This window comes from uncultured Fibrobacter sp. (assembly GCF_900316465.1).
Classification (GTDB): Bacteria; Fibrobacterota; Fibrobacteria; order Fibrobacterales; family Fibrobacteraceae; genus Fibrobacter.
The window spans coordinates 13,771-31,343 of sequence record NZ_ONDD01000020.1 but is presented as its reverse complement, the minus strand read 5'-3'; the positions used below and the strand labels follow the sequence as shown (position 1 = coordinate 31,343).

General features: G+C 52.5%; 18 protein-coding genes. 6 read left to right on the top strand and 12 right to left on the bottom strand.

All coding sequences use genetic code 11. From position 1 onward, the window contains the following. Window positions 1–27: 27 nt before the first annotated feature. From QZN53_RS09120 to QZN53_RS09085, 8 genes are all read right to left on the bottom strand, one after another. Window positions 28–615 (bottom strand): OmpA family protein, encoded by a 588-nt coding sequence (locus QZN53_RS09120; RefSeq protein ID WP_088627719.1) that lies wholly within the window; start codon window positions 613–615, stop codon window positions 28–30. Then, window positions 612–1,901, bottom strand: coding sequence for a translocation protein TolB (locus tag QZN53_RS09115; protein WP_294652657.1), 1,290 nt, complete (start codon window positions 1,899–1,901; stop codon window positions 612–614). Before QZN53_RS09115 ends, QZN53_RS09120 begins: the two co-directional genes overlap by 4 nt. A gap of 69 nt (window positions 1,902–1,970) precedes the next feature. Continuing rightward, window positions 1,971–2,729: an energy transducer TonB gene (locus QZN53_RS09110; protein ID WP_294652655.1), complete on the bottom strand. Its 759-nt coding sequence runs from the start codon at window positions 2,727–2,729 to the stop codon at window positions 1,971–1,973. Continuing rightward, window positions 2,730–3,137, bottom strand: coding sequence for a biopolymer transporter ExbD (locus QZN53_RS09105; protein WP_088627717.1), 408 nt, complete (start codon window positions 3,135–3,137; stop codon window positions 2,730–2,732). Window positions 3,138–3,145: 8 nt separating this feature from the next. Beyond that, complete coding sequence (locus QZN53_RS09100) at window positions 3,146–3,838, bottom strand: MotA/TolQ/ExbB proton channel family protein (protein ID WP_163438693.1); 693 nt, start codon at window positions 3,836–3,838, stop codon at window positions 3,146–3,148. Between the two features lie 139 nt (window positions 3,839–3,977). Then, entirely contained in the window at window positions 3,978–4,736 is a 759-nt protein-coding gene (locus QZN53_RS09095; RefSeq protein ID WP_163438692.1) for a ribonuclease HII, read from the bottom strand. Window positions 4,737–4,739: 3 nt separating this feature from the next. Next, entirely contained in the window at window positions 4,740–5,330 is a 591-nt protein-coding gene (gene purN, locus QZN53_RS09090) for a phosphoribosylglycinamide formyltransferase (protein WP_163438691.1), read from the bottom strand. A 420-nt stretch (window positions 5,331–5,750) separates the two neighbouring features. After that, window positions 5,751–7,658 (bottom strand): SulP family inorganic anion transporter, encoded by a 1,908-nt coding sequence (locus QZN53_RS09085; protein WP_163438690.1) that lies wholly within the window; start codon window positions 7,656–7,658, stop codon window positions 5,751–5,753. A 374-nt stretch (window positions 7,659–8,032) separates the two neighbouring features. Between QZN53_RS09085 and QZN53_RS09080 the strand changes: the two genes are divergently transcribed. The 4 genes from QZN53_RS09080 (at window position 8,033) to serC (ending at window position 13,662) form a co-directional block, all read left to right on the top strand. Then, window positions 8,033–9,322 (top strand): FISUMP domain-containing protein, encoded by a 1,290-nt coding sequence (locus QZN53_RS09080; protein WP_163438689.1) that lies wholly within the window; start codon window positions 8,033–8,035, stop codon window positions 9,320–9,322. Window positions 9,323–9,381: 59 nt separating this feature from the next. Next, the gene (locus QZN53_RS09075; RefSeq protein ID WP_163438688.1) at window positions 9,382–11,655 is read left to right on the top strand and encodes an aconitate hydratase; all 2,274 of its coding nucleotides are present in this window, start codon (window positions 9,382–9,384) and stop codon (window positions 11,653–11,655) included. Between the two features lie 151 nt (window positions 11,656–11,806). Further along, window positions 11,807–12,331, top strand: coding sequence for a hypothetical protein (locus tag QZN53_RS09070; RefSeq protein WP_072797055.1), 525 nt, complete (start codon window positions 11,807–11,809; stop codon window positions 12,329–12,331). Between the two features lie 224 nt (window positions 12,332–12,555). After that, the gene (gene serC, locus QZN53_RS09065; RefSeq protein WP_072978302.1) at window positions 12,556–13,662 is read left to right on the top strand and encodes a 3-phosphoserine/phosphohydroxythreonine transaminase; all 1,107 of its coding nucleotides are present in this window, start codon (window positions 12,556–12,558) and stop codon (window positions 13,660–13,662) included. Window positions 13,663–13,759: 97 nt separating this feature from the next. Here the strand turns inward: serC and QZN53_RS09060 are convergent, their stop codons facing one another. From QZN53_RS09060 to asd, 4 genes are read right to left on the bottom strand one after another with little or no spacing between them, the layout of a single operon-like run. Beyond that, window positions 13,760–14,089, bottom strand: a complete 330-nt coding sequence (locus tag QZN53_RS09060) for a GerW family sporulation protein (protein ID WP_163438687.1) — start codon at window positions 14,087–14,089, stop codon at window positions 13,760–13,762. A gap of 23 nt (window positions 14,090–14,112) precedes the next feature. Continuing rightward, window positions 14,113–14,952: a hypothetical protein gene (locus QZN53_RS09055; RefSeq protein ID WP_163438686.1), complete on the bottom strand. Its 840-nt coding sequence runs from the start codon at window positions 14,950–14,952 to the stop codon at window positions 14,113–14,115. A gap of 19 nt (window positions 14,953–14,971) precedes the next feature. Beyond that, window positions 14,972–15,838: a hypothetical protein gene (locus QZN53_RS09050; RefSeq protein ID WP_163438730.1), complete on the bottom strand. Its 867-nt coding sequence runs from the start codon at window positions 15,836–15,838 to the stop codon at window positions 14,972–14,974. A 17-nt stretch (window positions 15,839–15,855) separates the two neighbouring features. Continuing rightward, window positions 15,856–16,707, bottom strand: a complete 852-nt coding sequence (asd, locus tag QZN53_RS09045) for an archaetidylserine decarboxylase (RefSeq protein WP_163438685.1) — start codon at window positions 16,705–16,707, stop codon at window positions 15,856–15,858. A gap of 134 nt (window positions 16,708–16,841) precedes the next feature. On the opposite strand from asd, the gene QZN53_RS09040 reads away from it, so the two are divergent. Both QZN53_RS09040 and QZN53_RS09035 read left to right on the top strand, forming a co-directional pair. Further along, complete coding sequence (locus tag QZN53_RS09040) at window positions 16,842–17,117, top strand: type II toxin-antitoxin system Phd/YefM family antitoxin (protein ID WP_163438684.1); 276 nt, start codon at window positions 16,842–16,844, stop codon at window positions 17,115–17,117. Continuing rightward, window positions 17,107–17,445 carry a type II toxin-antitoxin system RelE/ParE family toxin gene (locus QZN53_RS09035; RefSeq protein WP_163438683.1) on the top strand — a complete coding sequence of 113 codons (339 nt, stop codon included), beginning with the start codon at window positions 17,107–17,109 and terminating at the stop codon, window positions 17,443–17,445. The genes QZN53_RS09040 and QZN53_RS09035 overlap by 11 nt, the downstream gene beginning before the upstream one ends. The last annotated feature ends 128 nt before the right edge of the window (window positions 17,446–17,573 follow it).

The following is a 17,573-nucleotide window of genomic DNA, read 5'->3' as shown; positions in this document are numbered from 1 at the left end:
CAAGACGAGGACGAAATTTAAAGAATCTTATTCCTTGATGTTCACGCGGAAGTTGGCGCGACGGTTCTGGGAGTAGGCTTCTTCGGTTGCACCTTCAACCTTCGGAGCTTCCTTACCGTAGCTGACCGATTCCATGCGCTTGGCGTCAATGCCGTAAGCAACGAGGAATTCCTTCACCTTCATGGCACGCTTTGCACCGAGTGTGAAGTTGTAGTCTTCAGTACCGCGAGCATCGGTGTGGCCTTCGATCGTAATCGTGAAGCGTTCTTCCTTGATCAGGAGTTCGCCCACCTGAGCCAGGAGTTCCTTAGCCTTTTCGGTGAGTTCAGAACGGTCAAAGTCAAAGTACACGTCTTCGCTCATGATCTGGTTGATCAAGGCTTCGAGACGAGCGCGTTCGGCTTCGAGGCGGGCGCGTTCGGCAGCCAGGCGTTCAGCTTCGAGGCGAGCCTGTTCGGCAGCCAGGGAATCTGCATTGGGTTCTGCAGCCGGAGCGACAGCAGCAGGAGCCGGAGCAGCTTCCGGTTCGGTCTGGGGCTGCTGCTTCTTGGCGCAAGCGACAAGGCAGAGGGCTGCGGCAGATGCCACTACAGCGAGTTTAACGAAGTTCTTCATTTTTTACCTTCCTTTTTTGGTTGTTTAAAATCGTCATAGAAGAACGACCAAGTGGGCGAAGTGTTTTCACCGGAATTGGTGATTCGCGTAACATTGGAGCCGTCTTTTCTCATAATGTAAATCTGGTACGAACCGCTACGGTTGCTCGAGAAAGCAATCAACTTGCCATCGGGCGACCAAGTCGGGTGTTCGTTGTTACCGGCGTTGCTCGTGAGCTGCACAATATCAGAACCGTCGAGAGCACAGGTATAAATATTCATGTGGCCAGCATCCATAGAAGTATAGGCGATACGGTCACCTTCGGGCGACCAGGCGGCGCGTTCGTTGTAGCGGCCCATAAAGGTCACGCGGCGCAAATCGGAACCATCCTTGCCCATGGCAAAAATCTGCGGGCCACCGCCACGGTCACTCGTAAAGAGCACTTCAGAAGCATACGGGCTCCAAGCCGGGCTCGTCTGGTTCGACTTCAGGTAAGCAAACTTCTTGGCCTTGCCCGTTTCGGGGTTACCGATGTACAAATCCGTCTTGCCGTCCACCGTGCTAGAGAACAGGAGTTCGCCCGTCTTCGGGTTCACCGCCGGGCTATAAGTCTGGTCCAACTGCGGGAACACGGCGCGTTCAACACCACCAAAAGTCTTGGAATAGAGCTTCGGACGGTGCGTCTTGAAATTCACATAGTAAAGGCCTGCATTGCCACGCATCCACACGGGCATCATGCTAATGGTCGTGTCACGGGTAATCTGACTGCGATGGAATCCGTCGTAGTCAGACACCACCACCTGCTTAATGCCATCCATCTTGGACACATAGGCAAGCTTGGTCGATGCCACACCGCGTTCGCCCCACAGGCGGTAAATCACCTGGTCAAAGAACTGGTGCAAGGCACGGCGCATATCCTTCTGTTCCACCGTGTAGGATTCACCGAGCATCACATCCTTGGTCTGCGAAGCATACAAGAAGCATTCCACCTTCAGCATCTTGCCAACCGGCGTTACCTTACCTGTAATGTAATGCTTAGCATGAGCCTTGCTGAATTTCGGCAAGTCAAACTTGTCCGAGGAAATCACGTCGAATCGACCAGAAAGGTTTGCATCGCGAGTCACAATCAAATGCGGCTTTTCTTCGATCCAGTCAATGGACTTCTTTTCTGCAAAGGGAACAACGCCAATGGGCATCGTCTTAAAGACTGAAATACCCACGTCAACGGCAATCGTATCGATGGTCGCATGCGATGTCACCGGCAGCATGGCCAGTGCAAAGGCCGCAACGCTTACAAGAAATCTCATTTTTTCCATTCTAATCCACTCGTTTATTCAATATAATACAATTTTTCGCTACCCCAGACCACAACCGCCTTAATTTGGTGTAAAATTAAAGTGAAGCACCAACGAAGGGGCTCTAAAATTAGGCGGAAGCTCCGGGACCTTCGAAATTTGCACTGCTCGCACCGACAAGTGATCCCAGGTCTTGTTACCGGAACTGCGTTTGAGGGTAATTGCCGTAATGCCGCCAAAACGGTCCACCGTAAACTGCACCGTGGTCTTCACGTCGCGACGCACGTTCAAGTTCGAGGGCGGATTAAAATTGCTCATGATAATTTGTTTTAAACGTTCCAGATAAACTTGCATCAGCGGGTCCATATCCACAGACCCGACCGGGTTCAAGCTCGGGGCTTCGACAGCCGTCGGCAAATCCAAATCGTCTACTTCAAAATCATCCTGCGGTTCCGGCTCGGGCTCCGGTTCCGGCTTCGGTTCTTCCACCGGTTCCGGTTCGGGCGGTTTTTCTTCGACCTTAGGTTCGGGCGGCAACTGCTGATCGACCTTCGGCTTCGGTTCCGGCTTGGGTTTAGGTTCAATAGGCTTGGGTTCTTCGGGTTTCGGTTCAACCGGCTTCGGGCGCGGCGGTTTCGGACGCGGCTGCACCGCCGGCTGGTTCACCTGCACCATTTCGAATACCGGAATCGGTTCCGGTTCATGCTTAAAGTTCACGAAATGGAACGCGACACAAATACCAGCAACGAGCAAGTGGAACACCACCGCACACACGATGATCTTCGTCGTCATTCCATCGTCTTGCGACGAGAAATATTGGATGTTTCTTTCTCCGCTCACCTACTTCCCCGGTTTTTCCTTGGGATTCATCGTCAGGAATCCGAGCTTGGTCACCCCGAGTTTTTGCACCTGGGTCACCACTTTCATCACAAGGCCATAATTCACCGACTCGTCGGCATTGATGACCACCGCCATCTCGCCGTTCCAGAGCGACTTGAACACATTGTTGAAACTTGCAAAGTCGACCATCATGTCGGCAATGTAGAGTTCCTCGTTCTTAGTGATAGAAACTTTCAGGAGTTTCTCCTGTTCCATGGTCGGGGCTTCTGCCTTGGGCAGATCCACCTTGACACCCTGGCTCATGAGAGGCGCAGAAATAATGAACACAATCAGAATCGCGAACACGATATCGATCATGTTCGTGAGGTTCATTTCCTGCTTAAGTTCTTTACCGCGACTGCGCTTCACAAAGCCTCCTAGCCAGCCACTTCTTCAAGGGCGAGCAAGTCACCGCGCTTAAAGAGACTGAGCACCTGGGAGCCGAAATTGAAGTACGAAATTTCGTTCTGTCCGTTGCGGGAGGTAAAGTAGTTATAACCGGCAGAGGCAGGGATTGCGACCACAAGGCCTGCAACTGTCGTAATCAAAGCCATAGCAATACCCGGAGCGACCACGGTAAGGTCAGCCGAGCCATGCTGACCGATCTGGAAGAAGGCGACCATGATTCCCCACACCGTACCCAAAAGTCCGAAGAACGGGGCGAGGTTCGAGCACGTGGCCAAGAAGCCGAGGTAGCGGTCTTCAGTAAGGCGCAGGCCTTCGATCGAGCGCTGGATCGTGTCTTCCAGGAGAGAGGCGCGGTGCTGAATGGAGTCGTAGCTCACAAAGTTACTGAACTTGGAGGCTTCCTTGAGCACTTCGGAGGTCAAACTGCGGAGCGCACTGTCGTCGGCGGTTTCGCAGAGGCCCTGCAATTCCACGAACTGGCGCACGTTAATGAACTCGCGGAAGAACACGACGTTGGCACGCTGGTTCTTGCGATTCACGATGTACTTTACAATGATAATGCCCCACGAACCAAGCGACATGACCGCCAAGATGCCCAAAATCACGATGGTCGCGATATCGGACTGGGTAAGCATTTGGAGTAAAGGTACTGAATTGTTCAAAATCACCTCCCGTTAGCCGGAAAAAGACTCGTATCTTGTTGTTTGACAACAATATAGCAAAAGACCACGGAAAAAATTCCGCGGTCTTAGGTAAAATTTGCAACAATATCGTAAGAAACAAAAGTTTACAAAAATCGGCCTACAGATCCAGCTCTGTCTGTAAACTCTTGGGGTGAAAGCTTTTACGATGTTCAGGGGTCATGCCCTGGCGGCGGATGGCGTCAAGGTGAGCCTTGGTTCCGTAACCGGCATGCTTATCGAAGCCGTAGCCGGGAAATTTCTTTTCGAGGTCGTCCATGTAGCGGTCACGGAAGACTTTTGCCAAAATCGAGGCCGCCGAGATGCTTGCAATGCGGCCATCGCCCTTGACTACCGGAATCTGCATTTCTTCGGGAATTCCGTGAATTTTGAGGTTGCCATCGACGGCGATGAGCAACGAGCCCAGGGCCTTGAGCGGCGAGCCGAGAACATCAGCAAACGAGCCTTTCTGGAATACCGGGATTTGAGGGGCGGATTCATGCAAGCCGGGCATGCCCAGGGCCTGCAGGGCGCGGCGCATGGCCAGAAAGTCCGCTTCCAGAATGTTCATGCGGTCAATTTCTTCGACCGAGGCGCTTGCCACGGCAAAGCAGGCACAGGCATCTTGCACATCCTGGTACATGGCTTCGCGCTTGGGGCGAGTGAGTTTTTTGGAATCGTTGAGCGTCAGGAGCGCATCGGGCGCCTTCAGGACGGCTGCACACGCCACCACCGGGCCTGCTAGCGGGCCACGACCGACTTCGTCGATACCGACCACGATCGCGTTCACCCCCGCTTGCGCGGCGAACTTGCGCATGGCGATTTCGCCATCGACAGGGGCTTCAATGCCTTCGAGAAATGCCGGAACCTTGAATTTCATGGGTTACAAGCCTAATTGAGCGGCGTAATCCTTAATCGTCTTCCAGTAGAGGGCGTGTTCCTGCACCAGCACGCGAGCAGCGAGCGTTTCCGGCGTGTCAGCAGCTTCAACAGGCACGCGGGTCTGCGCCAAGATTCGACCCTGGTCGATTTCTTCGCTAACCAGGTGAACCGTTGGGCCCGATTCCGTATCGTGCGCGGCAATCACCGCCTCGTGCACATGAATTCCGAAAAAGCCCTTGCCACCGTACTTGGGCAAAAGCGAGGGGTGAATGTTCAGAATGCGGTCCGGGAGCCTTTTAATGAGGCTTACCGGCAAGGCTTTCATATAGCCCGCCAGAATCAGCAAATCAATGTCGTAGCGATCAATGACTTCTAGAAGAGCGGCTTCATAGGCAGCCGTATCGGGGTGCGTCTTGCCCGAAATATGGAAAACGGGAATCCCATAAGATTCCGCATGAGAAACAGCCCCGCAACCACCGTTGTTGGTAATCAGGAACTTGCATTGGGCTTCGAGGTCGCCCTCGCCAATGCGGTCAATGATTGCTTTAAAGTTGCTTCCGCCGCCGGAAGCCATGACGCCTATTTTAAACATGGCGCCAAAGATAGAAAAATAATCTAGGATTGTTTGATGCTAGCAGATATTGATCAGGATTAATCCAACCGCCCAGAAGGCAAGCAGATAGTTCACGATGAAGTGCCAAAAGATGTGCGTCCTTTCAGAACTCGTCATAGCATGTCTCTTAACCATGCCCCAAATTTAGATATAACATAACTAAAATTAAAGAGACGGAAATCACACTGCGATTCCCGTCACACTCAGACCGTTCGGCTCTATATCATATACAAGAATGTGATATCACCTCACTCTCGCAAAAGCGCGCAAGGCGAACGCAGCAAAATTAAACTTGTTTAATTTTATTACTGAGCCAAAGCCGCGGACGCCTAAGGCGTCAAAACGCCTCGTTAATACGAGGCGCTTGTTGCTCACAAACTTAAGAAAACCTTACAAAGATTACTTTGTTTTTTCTTCGATTTTTACGACCGGTTCGTCCATCATCTTTTCGGCGATAACTTCCGGCGTTTCTTCGGCAATTGCAGCGTTGGATTCTTCCGGCATCCACGGCTTGTCGAGGCTCTTTTCCCAAGAAACGGTAGGTGCCTGCGGCATTTCGTGCGAGGTATCCACAATCGGGAGGCCCAGGAGTTCGCGGGCACGGTTGAGGGCTGCATCGATATTACCAAGGGCGTTTTCTTCGCCGAGCTGTTTGAGCACACCGGCGCGAGTCAAGGCCACCACCGGCTGGGCATGCACGCCCGAGAGCAACAGCTGAGTGCCTTCGCGGTTGCAACGGTTGAGCAAGTCTTCGATCATCTGGATACCGGCGGCATCGATGCTAGACACGCTACGCATGCGCAGGATAAGGATCTTCGGCTTGTCCGAAATGCGAGCCATGGTATCCTTGAACTTGTCCACCGCACCAAAGAACAAAGAACCGGCCAGTTCGTAAACCACCACACCCTTCGGCACCTGACGGCTGAGGTCGTTGTGGGCGGCTTCTTCGTCATCTTCCTTGAGAGCTTCGGTCACCGTTTCCATTTCAGAAACATCGCTCATGCGCTTGATGAAGAGCACTGCAGCAAGCAGCACGCCGACTTCGATAGCGACCGTCAGGTCGATAATCACGGTCAGGAAGAAGGCCACGAGCATCACCGCAATGTCGCTCTTGGGAGCCTTGAACATCTTGATAAAGCTGCGGTAACCGCACATGTTGAATGCCACCTGGAAAAGCACAGCGGCAAGCGCTGCCATCGGGATCATTTCGGCATACTTACCGAGCACGAGCATAATGAGGAGCAAAACAACCGCGTGTACCAAGCCAGAAATCGGGCTCACGGCACCATTACGGATATTGGTTGCCGTACGGGCAATGGCACCCGTAGCCGGAATACCGCCAAACATCGGAGACAGCACGTTGGCAACGCCCTGACCGAAAAGTTCGGTATTCGAACGGTGCTTGGTCGAGGTCATACCGTCAGCCACCACAGCGCTCAAAAGGGATTCAATAGCACCCAAAATGGCAATCGTCAAAGCCGGCTGGAACACCTTCTGCATCATTTCGAGGCTAATGTTCGGCAGGTGCGGCACCGGGAATCCGCTCGGAATGTGGTTTTTCATGCCAATGGTCACCACGCCGTGGCCCGTAATCGGATCATCCCAACCGAGGACCTTCACCATAACAGTCGCCACGATAATGGCAATCAGGGAGCCCGGAACTTTCGTCGTAATCTTCGGCCACAGAATGCAAACGGCCAAAGCCACAAGCCCCACAATCACAGCATAAATATTAACAGTATCAAGCGAAGAGGCGTAAAGCTTGATTTTACCCACGGCATCGGCCGGGTCTTTGGAAAGGAAACGGAGCCCAAAAAAGTTCGGCACCTGGCCAAGAGCAATAATAATAGCGATACCGGCGGTAAAGCCCACGGTAACCGGATACGGAATAAACTTGATAATTGCGCCAAACTTGGCCAAGCCAAAGATAATCAGCAAGATACCGGCCAAAAGCGTTGCCGAGGCAAGGCCATCGTAACCGTACTGGCTCACGATGCCGTAAACAATCACAATGAAGGCGCCCGTCGGGCCGCCAATCTGGAATCGGGAACCGCCCAACAGCGAAATGGTAAAGCCAGCGATGATTGCCGTGTAAAGGCCCTGTTCCGGACCCACGCCCGAAGCGATTGCGAAAGCAATGGCAAGCGGCAGGGCCAAAATGCCCACGATAAGGCCCGACATCAGGTCGCTCACCAGGTTTTTCTTGGTGTAGCCCCTGCGTACCGTGCGGAGGAGTTCAGGGGTAACAGTTGTCTTGACGCCAGCAAGAAAATTCTTGACGGAATCTTTGGCGTGAATATTGGACATGGGGGTTCTCCAATCTTAGGAACGCGGCCAAATTTAGGAAAATTTACCCCCTTTGTTAAGGGTAAAAATGGGCTTTTATTATCTTTAATCGTACGAAAAATGTAAGTTTCTCCGTTTTTCGAGCAATCGGCATTCTCGCCGTACTATTCTGGCTTTTCCGCAACACCTACTACCTGACCATGTGTTTATTCCTTGGCTTGGGCCGCGACACCGATAGCGAAAACGTGAAGGTGGAGGCAGCCGACCGTACACCAACGTTACCGCAAAAACTTCGCCTGGGCGGAGGTCTCGTCGATAACCTATGGAATAATATAGGACACAGAATTGTGACCCGATAAATTTCTATCTTTTGTTATAAAAGAAAGGAGGAAAAAATGATCAAAAAATTATTCATTTGTTTTACATTCTTCGCATTTATCGCCTGTGGAGATGACGAATCCAGCACATCGCCTGCACAAGAACCTTCCGAATCTTCCAGCAGTGCAAAAGAATCCAACCTAAAGGAATCTTCGAGCTCTGTATCTGACAAAGCCGGCTCGGAACAAGGTAAAAGTTCCGCGACAGGCAATGAAAAAAGCTCCTCTTCAACGGACCTCAGCAGCTCCAGCACCATTCCCACGATGGAGGAATGCATCACGAGAGTCCGCTACAACGAAGTCATTTCCTCCTGGGAAGAGTATCAGTCATATAAAGGCAACAACTGCGATAAAGAAGGTTACGTCCTGCTGACGGAAGACGACAAGATACTTGTCACCTGTAAAGACGGAACCTGGTATCCCGAAATAATCAAGCCCTGCCCTGCAGGAACCGAGAAAAGCAGTTCTTCCTCGGAACCGCCTAAGTCTTCATCCTCAATTGCAATTTCGTCTTCAGCGGTGCAGATTTCCTGCCACCTTTACGACAAAGCCCCCACGGTTATCGGCTGCGAAGGGAAGTCGAAGCCCAGTTGGAAATTCTTGAACCCGGACGTTGAATACCACTGCCTGGAGGACGAACGCGACGGTCAGTTCTACGCCACCGTTAAAATCGGAGAACAGACCTGGATGGCGGAAAACCTGGCTTACGCCGACGAAGAAAAAACGCCCAACCTGGCAGGCAACCATTGGTGCGATGCGGATGCAGACAGTTGCGCCCTGTACGGGCAGCTCTATAATTTCATGGGCGTCATGAATTTCAATACCGACGAAATGATGGAAGCTGGTTTAATTAAGGACACCCTTTTCGGAAAATGGGAAAATCCCCAGCAGGGAATTTGTCCTAGCGGTTGGCATGTTCCCACGATTTCTGAATGGATGACTTTGGGCAAGGCCGTTGGCGCGGAATGCGATGACGAAACCAAGACAAGTTTCCCAGATTGCAGGGAAGGAATCGTAAAACTGAGATCCACTTGCGGATGGCAATACGACTCTGACGGAAACGAAGACATTGCGACAAACGAATTGGGATTTGCACTCCTCCCAGTCAGTAACACCTACGGTTCGGAACTTTTCCCCAACGGGAAGCGCGCATACGTTTGGACATCTACCGCCAAATATTGTAGCGAATGCGCTAACAATCGTGCATTAGCTTACCACATCGTTGCAACCACTGGCAAGGACGGATACGGAGTCGATGAAGGGACTCTGCTCGTTCGAGGTCGCAGTCTGCGTTGCGTAAAAGACTAAATCCTGTCTAATTTTTCTATCTTTACGCCCGATAATTCAACCTAAACCCCCAAGAGACTATGCTTTTCAATTTCGACATGATCCAGGGCGTCTACGCCCGCATTCCTGCCCGCGTTGAAGCTGCACGCAAGCAGCTGGGCCGTCCGCTCACCCTCGCCGAAAAGATTATCTACAGCCATCTGATCGATGGCGCCGAGAACAGGACCTACGAACGTGGCAAGGATTTTGCCGAATTCCACCCCGACCGCGTTGCCATGCAGGACGCAACCGCCCAGATGGCACTCCTCCAGTTCACCACCGCCGGCAAGTCCCGCGTGGCAGTACCCAGCTCCGTGCACTGCGACCACTTGATTATCGCTCGTGAAGGTGTTGAAAAGGACCTCCCGCGCGCTAAGGAAGAAAGTAAGGAAGTGTACGACTTCTTGCAGTCCGTCTCTGCCAAGTACGGCATTGACTGCTGGCTCCCGGGTGCAGGCATCATCCACCAGGTGGTGCTCGAAAACTACGCCTTCCCGGGCGGAATGATGATCGGTACCGATTCCCACACCGTGAACGCAGGCGGCCTCGGCATGCTCGCGATTGGCGTGGGCGGTGCAGACGCCGTGGACGCCATGGTAGGCCTCCCGTGGGAACTCAAGTACCCGAAGATGATCGGCGTGAAGCTCACCGGCAAGCTCCAGGGCTTCGCTACCGCCAAGGACATCATCCTCAAGCTCGCTGGCATCCTCACTGTTAAGGGTGGCACCAACGCCATTATCGAATACTTCGGCGAAGGCGCACGCAGCCTCTCCGCTACCGGCAAGGCAACGATTGCCAACATGGGTGCCGAAGTGGGCGCTACCTGCTCCACCTTCAGCTACGACGATTCCATGAGCCGCTACCTCAAGGTGACTGGCCGTGCCGACGTGGCCGCCGCTGCCGACAAGATTGCAGAACACCTCAAGGCCGATCCCGAAGTCGAAGCAAATCCGGAAAAGTATTTTGACCGCGTCGTGGAAATCGACCTGAGCACGCTCGTGCCGCACTTCAACGGCCCGTTCAGCCCGGACCGCGCCTACGCCGTGACCGACATGGCAGAAAGCCTCAAGGCCACCGAAACCAAGCCGGAATCTACTCCGGTCGTAAGTGCAGCCCTCATCGGTAGCTGCACGAACTCCAGCTACGAAGATTTGTTCATGGCAGCAAACATGATCAAGCAGGCCCTCGCGAAGGGTCTCAGCCCGAAGTGCCCGCTTCTCATCAACCCGGGCTCCGAACAGGTGCGCTACACCGCCGAGCGCGACGGCCTCATCGACTTGTTCAAGCAGTTCGGTGCAACGATTATGACGAACGCCTGCGGTCCTTGCATTGGCCGCTGGGACCGTGCCGGTGCCGACAAGAAGGAACTCAACACCATCGTCCACAGCTTTAACCGCAACTTCGCCAAGCGCGCCGACGGCAACCCGAACACGCACGCCTTTGTGGCAAGCCCGCTCATGGCCGTGATCGCCGCCCTCTCTGGCGACATCCGCTTCAACCCGATGACCGACACCCTCGTGAACAACGAAGGCAAGGCCGTCAAGCTCGACCCGCCGGAACAGTGCGAACTCCCGCCGAAGGGCTTCGAAGTCAAGGATGCCGGCTATCAGGCTCCCGCCGAAGACGGTTCCAAGATTACCGTTTCCATCAACCCCGAAAGCAAGCGCCTCCAGGCCCTCGCCCCGTTCGCGGCTTGGGACGGCAAGGACATCGCAGGCGCCCCGATCCTCATCAAGGCCAAGGGCAAGTGCACTACCGACCACATCTCCATGGCCGGTCCGTGGCTCAACTACCGCGGTCACCTCGAAAACATTTCGAACAACATGCTCATCGGCGCCGTGAACGCCTTCAACGGCGAAACCAACAAGGTTCTCTGCCAGTGCGGTGAATACAAGGAAGTTCCGGAACTTGCCAAGATTTACAAGGCCAAGGGCACGGGCTCCATCGTCATCGGTGACGAAAACTATGGTGAAGGTTCTAGCCGCGAACACGCCGCCATGGAACCGCGCTTCCTCGGCGTGAAGGCCGTGATCGTGAAGAGCTTCGCCCGCATCCACGAAACGAACCTCAAGAAGCAGGGCATGCTCGCCCTCACCTTCAAGAACGCTGCCGACTACGACAAGATCCAGGAACAGGACGTGTTCGACATCGTGGGCCTCACCAAGTTCGCTCCGGGTTCCGAGTTCACGCTCGTCGCCCACCACAAGGACGGCTCGGTGGACAACATCGCCCTGAGCCACACCTACAACGAACAGCAGTGGGCATGGTTCAAGGCAGGTTCCGCCCTCAACCTGATTCGTGCGAACAACAAATAAGAGCTTTATTCCGGCACCTAGCTCAAAAAACAACAAAAAAAGCTCACTTTTTGGATATTTGACAAAAACGTGACACTTTTACAAGATTTGTTTATATATATTGAGACTATGGTGCCGGTGTAGCACCCCAAAGTTTTTAAAAAGGATCATTATGCTTTCTTACGCTGAAGCCTACAAAATTGCAGCCGACGTCCACAAGAACCAGATGGACAAGGCCGGCGGCCCCTACATTGATTTTCTGCAGAATGTCGCAGATTACCTCAAAAACAAGGGTGAATCCGAAGAGGTTCAGACACTCGCCATTTTGCAGGACTTGATTACCGATACGACCAAGAAAACCCCTGAAGAAGTGATCGCCATGGGCGTTCCGGCCGACATGGTCGAAAAGATCCAGAAGATGACTTACCACAAGAACCAGGGCTGGATCGACGAATACAGCTGCAAGCTGATGGCCGAAGGCGTCCCCGCCGAAGAAGCTAACTACGAAGCCCGCGAAAAGGAATTCGTGAAGTTCATGGGCACCCTCAAGAACGACCCGCTGATGGCCAAGGCCAAGAGCGCCATTTTGAACGTGCTTTTGGAAGACAAGTACATCAAGCGTCAGGAACGCCGTGAACTCAAGACCAAGTTCCGCCTCAAGAAGTACCAGGCGGCAATCGAAGCCCTTGGCGTGTAACCCCATTCCGAATTCGGATTGCTGAGTTCAGAAACATTTTTTATGGCAGACGAAAGTCTGCCATTTTCTTTTTGCGTTCCATCGCATTCCCATTGCAGTTCATCATAAGAGTTTTATCTCACATCAAAAAACAGTAGCCGAAAAAGCCGTATTTTGCTATTTTTACGCGCGTAATTTAAGAGTCCCCGTAAACCATGCGGGGCAAAACAAAAAGGAACACAACCATGGCAAATAAAGTCTATAACTTTAGCGCAGGACCGTCTGTCCTGCCCGAACAGGCACTCAAGGAAGCATCTGCTGCATGCATCGACTTCGAAAACAGCGGCATCAGCATTCTCTCCATGAGTCACCGTTCAAAGCCGATTGAAAACATGTTCGCCCAGACGGAACAGTACCTCCGCGAATTGATGGGCATCCCTGAAGACTACGACATCGTTTTCCTCGGTGGTGGTTGCTCCCTTCTGTTCTGCATGCTCCCGATGAACTTCCTTGACCAGGACGCTACGGCAGACTACGCTCTGACTGGCGTTTGGGCAAACAAGGCTTACAAGGAAGCCAAGCAGTTCGGTAACGCTCTCGCCGCTTGCGACACCAAGTCCGAAACTTACAGCCGCATCGACAAGAACCTGAAGCTTTCCGACAACGCCACGTACCTCCACGTGACTGCCAACAACACCATCTACGGTACCGAATGGCACAACTTCCCGAAGCCGAAGTCCGGCTTCCTCATGGCTGACGTGAGCTCCGACTTCCTCGCTCGTAAGATCAACGTGTCTGACTTCGGCGTTGTGTACGGTGGCGCTCAGAAGAACATCAGCTGCGCTGGCGTGACTGTTACCATCATCAAGAAGGGCCTCCTCGGCAAGGTGAACCGCACCATCCCGACCATGCTCAACTTCCAGACTCACATTGACGCTGCCAACATGTTCAACACTCCTCCGGTATTCGCCGTGTACGTGATGAACCGCACCCTCAAGTGGCTCAAGGAATTCGGTGGTGTGGACGCTATCGAAAAGGTGAACCGCTCCAAGGCCGCTCTCCTTTACAGCGCCCTCGACAACTCCAAGGTGTTCGTCGGTACCGCTGCTAAGGAAGACCGCTCCATCATGAACGTTCCGTTCGTGTTCAACAAGGACGTGGTTGCCGCTGACAAGGCTGACGATCTCGCTAAGGAATTCCTTGAATTCGCTAAGGCTCGCGGTCTGCAGCAGCTCAAGGGTCACCGCTCTGTGGGTGGTTTCCGTGCTTCCATTTACAACGCTATGCCGGTCGAAGGCGTGCAGGCTCTCGTTGACTGCCTCGGCGACTTCGAAAAGAAGGTGCTCGGCTAATAGCCAGAATGCAAAAACCATTCAAAAAGCCTCGGTTTTCACCGAGGCTTTTTTGCAAACATGTCATTCCCGCGCAGGCGGGAATCTCCTATTTCAATTAATCGTCGCTCTTCTTGAACTTGTTCACCACGTCGGGCACAATGTCCATGACCTTGGAAACAAGCGAACTATCCTTGCTAATGGGCATCACGCGCACATCGTCGCCCTTGATGACGAGGAAGGCAACCGGTTCCACCGAGGCGCCACCGCCAGAGGCAGAAGTATCACCCTTGGACTGGTGACCGCCAAAACCGAAGCCCACCGACACGCGGCTCACGGGCACAACGGTAGATTCACCGGCCTGAATGGGGTTACCGATAACCGTTTCTGCCTTAGTGATGAAACGGAGCTTTTCCAAAAGAGTTTCTGCAAGTTTTTCAATAGCCATGGCTTTAATATAACAAATAAAAGTTAAAATCGCGCCTCAAAAATGCGGTCGCTGGCGGTAAAGAACGAGCGTTCCAAGTCCGGCCAAGACATATAGCCCCAGACAACGGCCACCCGCCCGCCAGACAAGCGGCTCGCGATTCCATAAGAGCCCTCGCCCGCTTCAAAGTAAACGCAGTCATTTGCGGGAACAATCTCGTTTGGAGTCACCTGCTTAAGGCCCGACACCCACTTTTCAAACGCATCCGATTCTACCTGATCCCAACTGCGCGCCACATTCCAGCGCAAATTGCCGTCGCGATAGCTTTGCACCAGCACCGGGAAGGTCGATTTGACGCCCAAGAAGAACCTGGTTTCGATCGAGGCACGGCCCTGTTCACGGTGTTCAAAAGGCAAGCTCAAGAATGCCTGCGGGAATCCGCCATGGTAGCCCGGGAACTTGCGCACGTAATCTTCGAGGTCGGCGCGCTCGTAACGGCGGTAACTGTCGTGCCTAAAGATAAAGATGCGCTTGTCGGCGCGGAAACTCTGTTCCAAGAAATTGCCCCTCAAAATCGGGATGCTACCTTGGAAGTGTCCACTGTTCATGTAATAGTCCAGCGCATACACGTCGCTTTCGAATTCAAGTACCGTCACACCGAGCGTATCGCCAAGCATAATGGCATAGCGGTAATCGTAGCGGCGTTCCAGCGAAGGAATTTCGGCATTCTTCGAAGAATCGGCCTTGAACGAAGCCGGGCTCAAACGCTTGTAAGTAATCGAGGAATAATCGATCGGTTTTTCGACTTTCTTTTGGCAGCCCGCCACAAGCGCGACAACGCTTGCAACCAAAGCCATCTTAAAGAATCGAGTAGAAAAACACATAGCCACAATTTAGTAAAAATCATTCCGCGTAGCTGCAATATTCCCGCAGGGGGCATTTGCGACAATGGTCCGTAGAATGTCGGCAAATAAAGCCGTCGGTTCCGTCTTCCAAGTAGAACTGCAGGCTGTGCGCAGCCACGTAGGCGGTCAAGGCGTCGACCTTCGACTTTTTCACCTCGGCATTTTCGGACTGTTCCATCAAATGCTGCACAAGTGCCACATACATGTCGGTTGCAAGTTTCTGCTTTTGTAGCGGTTCCAAGTCCGCAAAGCCGTCGCTTGCTGGCCCAAGAATGGAGAGGTAGCGGCGAGTGCCCATGGTCAGCGGCAAGGGCGGCCATTTTGGCGAAGGCGCACAGTCCAGCGAAAGCCCCACTGGCGCGGGCGCGAGCAAGCGGTAAATCGCGGCGCAAACTTTCGGGCGCGGGTTTCCCTTGCCCATAAAGTAAATCTCGCCCAAATCACGCCAGATTTCTTCGGGCGTGCGGGACTTGAGCCATTCCTGCAAATTCCCATGCCGGCGCACAAACAGCCCGACACTCCAGAAAATCCCCGCCACGTTTTCGAACATGGACCAGGTGCGGCAACCGAATGCAGATTCTACGCAAGCTTCAATATCCTGCGCCTTCGGCACCGGCAGCGTCCAGAGTTTTTCGCCAGGAAATTTTTCATTCAACGCCTGCAAAAGCGTCACAAATTCCGGGTAACTGACATCTTGAAAAAGCGCCGTGCCTAAAAGCGTCCACGCGATGCGTTCGTTTGCGCCCTTTTCTTGCTTTGCAACCGTAAGAACCGGGTCGTCGATTCGAGCAAACAATCGCACGAATTCCGCCGTCGCCTTGAACAACGCGGGTTCATCGTGAATAAATCGCTCGACCGAAACCATCGGCAAAACCTAAAATATTAGAGGGCCTCGCCCACCTTCACGGCTGTTCCCACACGGCTCTGGAAAAGCCCCGGATTCCTTTCGCGGATTTTCTTGTCGACCACGAGAATCACGGTGCTGCCCATTTCAAAGCGACCCAGTTCGCCGCCCTTTTCCACAGTGATTTTCTGAGCGGGTTTCCAGTCGTAACGTTTGCAGTTGCGCGGGAGTTTGCCCGCATTCACCAAGAGTTCGTCCGTGTAGGCAACACCGATGCGGCCCACGTTCGTAGCACCGACCTTGACCACCAGCATTTCAGAACCATCGTCCAAGCGGATATGGCTCGTAAGGCGTTCGTTGATGCAAAACAGGCCTTCCACACGTTCCACGCTACCGACATTCACCGGCCAGAGTGTACCCGGACAGTAGCTTGCGTCCACCACTTCGCCCTTCACGGGACTATGAATGCGGTGGTAGTTGAACGGAGCAAGGTAAATCGTCGCGAAGGCGCCACCTTCAAAGCGGGCAGCCATTTCTTCGTCGCGGAGCAGGTCCTTGAGCGTATAGGTCTTGCCCTTGGCCTGAATCAGTTCTTGCTTTTCGTCAAAAGTTGCCGTCTGCGAAAGCACGCCATCCACCGGCGACACGATTTCGGAATCAGCAATCGGGCGCATACCCGGCTTGAGCCTGCGGATAAAAAGTTCACCAATGTTTGCGTAATGATCAATCGGGAATTCCGATTCTTCCATATTCAGTTTGTAGTAACTTGCAAAAGCATTGCGCATTGCCTTCGAAATCACGGGCAACTTGAGGCGAGTCAAAGCACCGAAGGCACGGCTAGCGGCATTCTTCGGCAACAACTTCATAAAGACATAAAAAGCGGTATTCATACGGGCAAAGATAGAAATTCAACGACTGCAAAAGGAGTGATTTTCTTGAGTTCCAAGACAATTTCGTTTTTCTAGTTGCATTATCCCTAAAAAAGACTATATTTAATACCGAATTCAGTCTTACGCGAGGTTTTATGCCGACCTATAGAAATATCAAGCCTATTTCCTACATTAAAGCGAACGCAGCAAAAGTGCTAGACCATGTAAACGACACTCGCGCCCCTTACATCGTCACACAAAACGGAGAGGCCCGTGGTGTAATCCTCGACACAGAAACCTTCCAGATGATGCAGGACGGCTTAAAGTTGTTCAAACTTTTTGCTCAAAGCGAAGCCGAATTTTCGAAGGGAAAATCAATTAATCAAAAAGACCTCTTTGATTCCTTGGAGAAAGAACTGAATGCCCTCTAAGAAAATCACTGTAGAATGGTCCGAATCGGCATCTCTCGACTTAAAGTCCATCATCATGCATATTACAGCGAGTAATCCCAAAAACGCCAAAGACACTCTTGCTAGAATAAAAAAAGAATGTCTAGTTCTTGACAAGTTTCCTGATTTGGGCAAGATTCCTACGGAATTAGAATATTTGCAAATCAATGGATTCCGTGAACTCGTGGTAAGCCCATGGAGAATCTTTTACCGCAAAGAAGAAAATCGAGTCAAAGTTTTGGCAGTTGTTGATTCTAGACGCGATCTAGATGACGCCCTCTGGACACGCATGATGTTCCCAATTATATAGTAAAAAGACTTTTTACTGCACATTCGCACACCTGGCATATGCTTTTTGCTATATTGTGTCTGAAGCGATTTTGACACTCAGCTGTCAAAAAAAATGTTTATCTTTGTACCGACTTAAATTTTAACGAG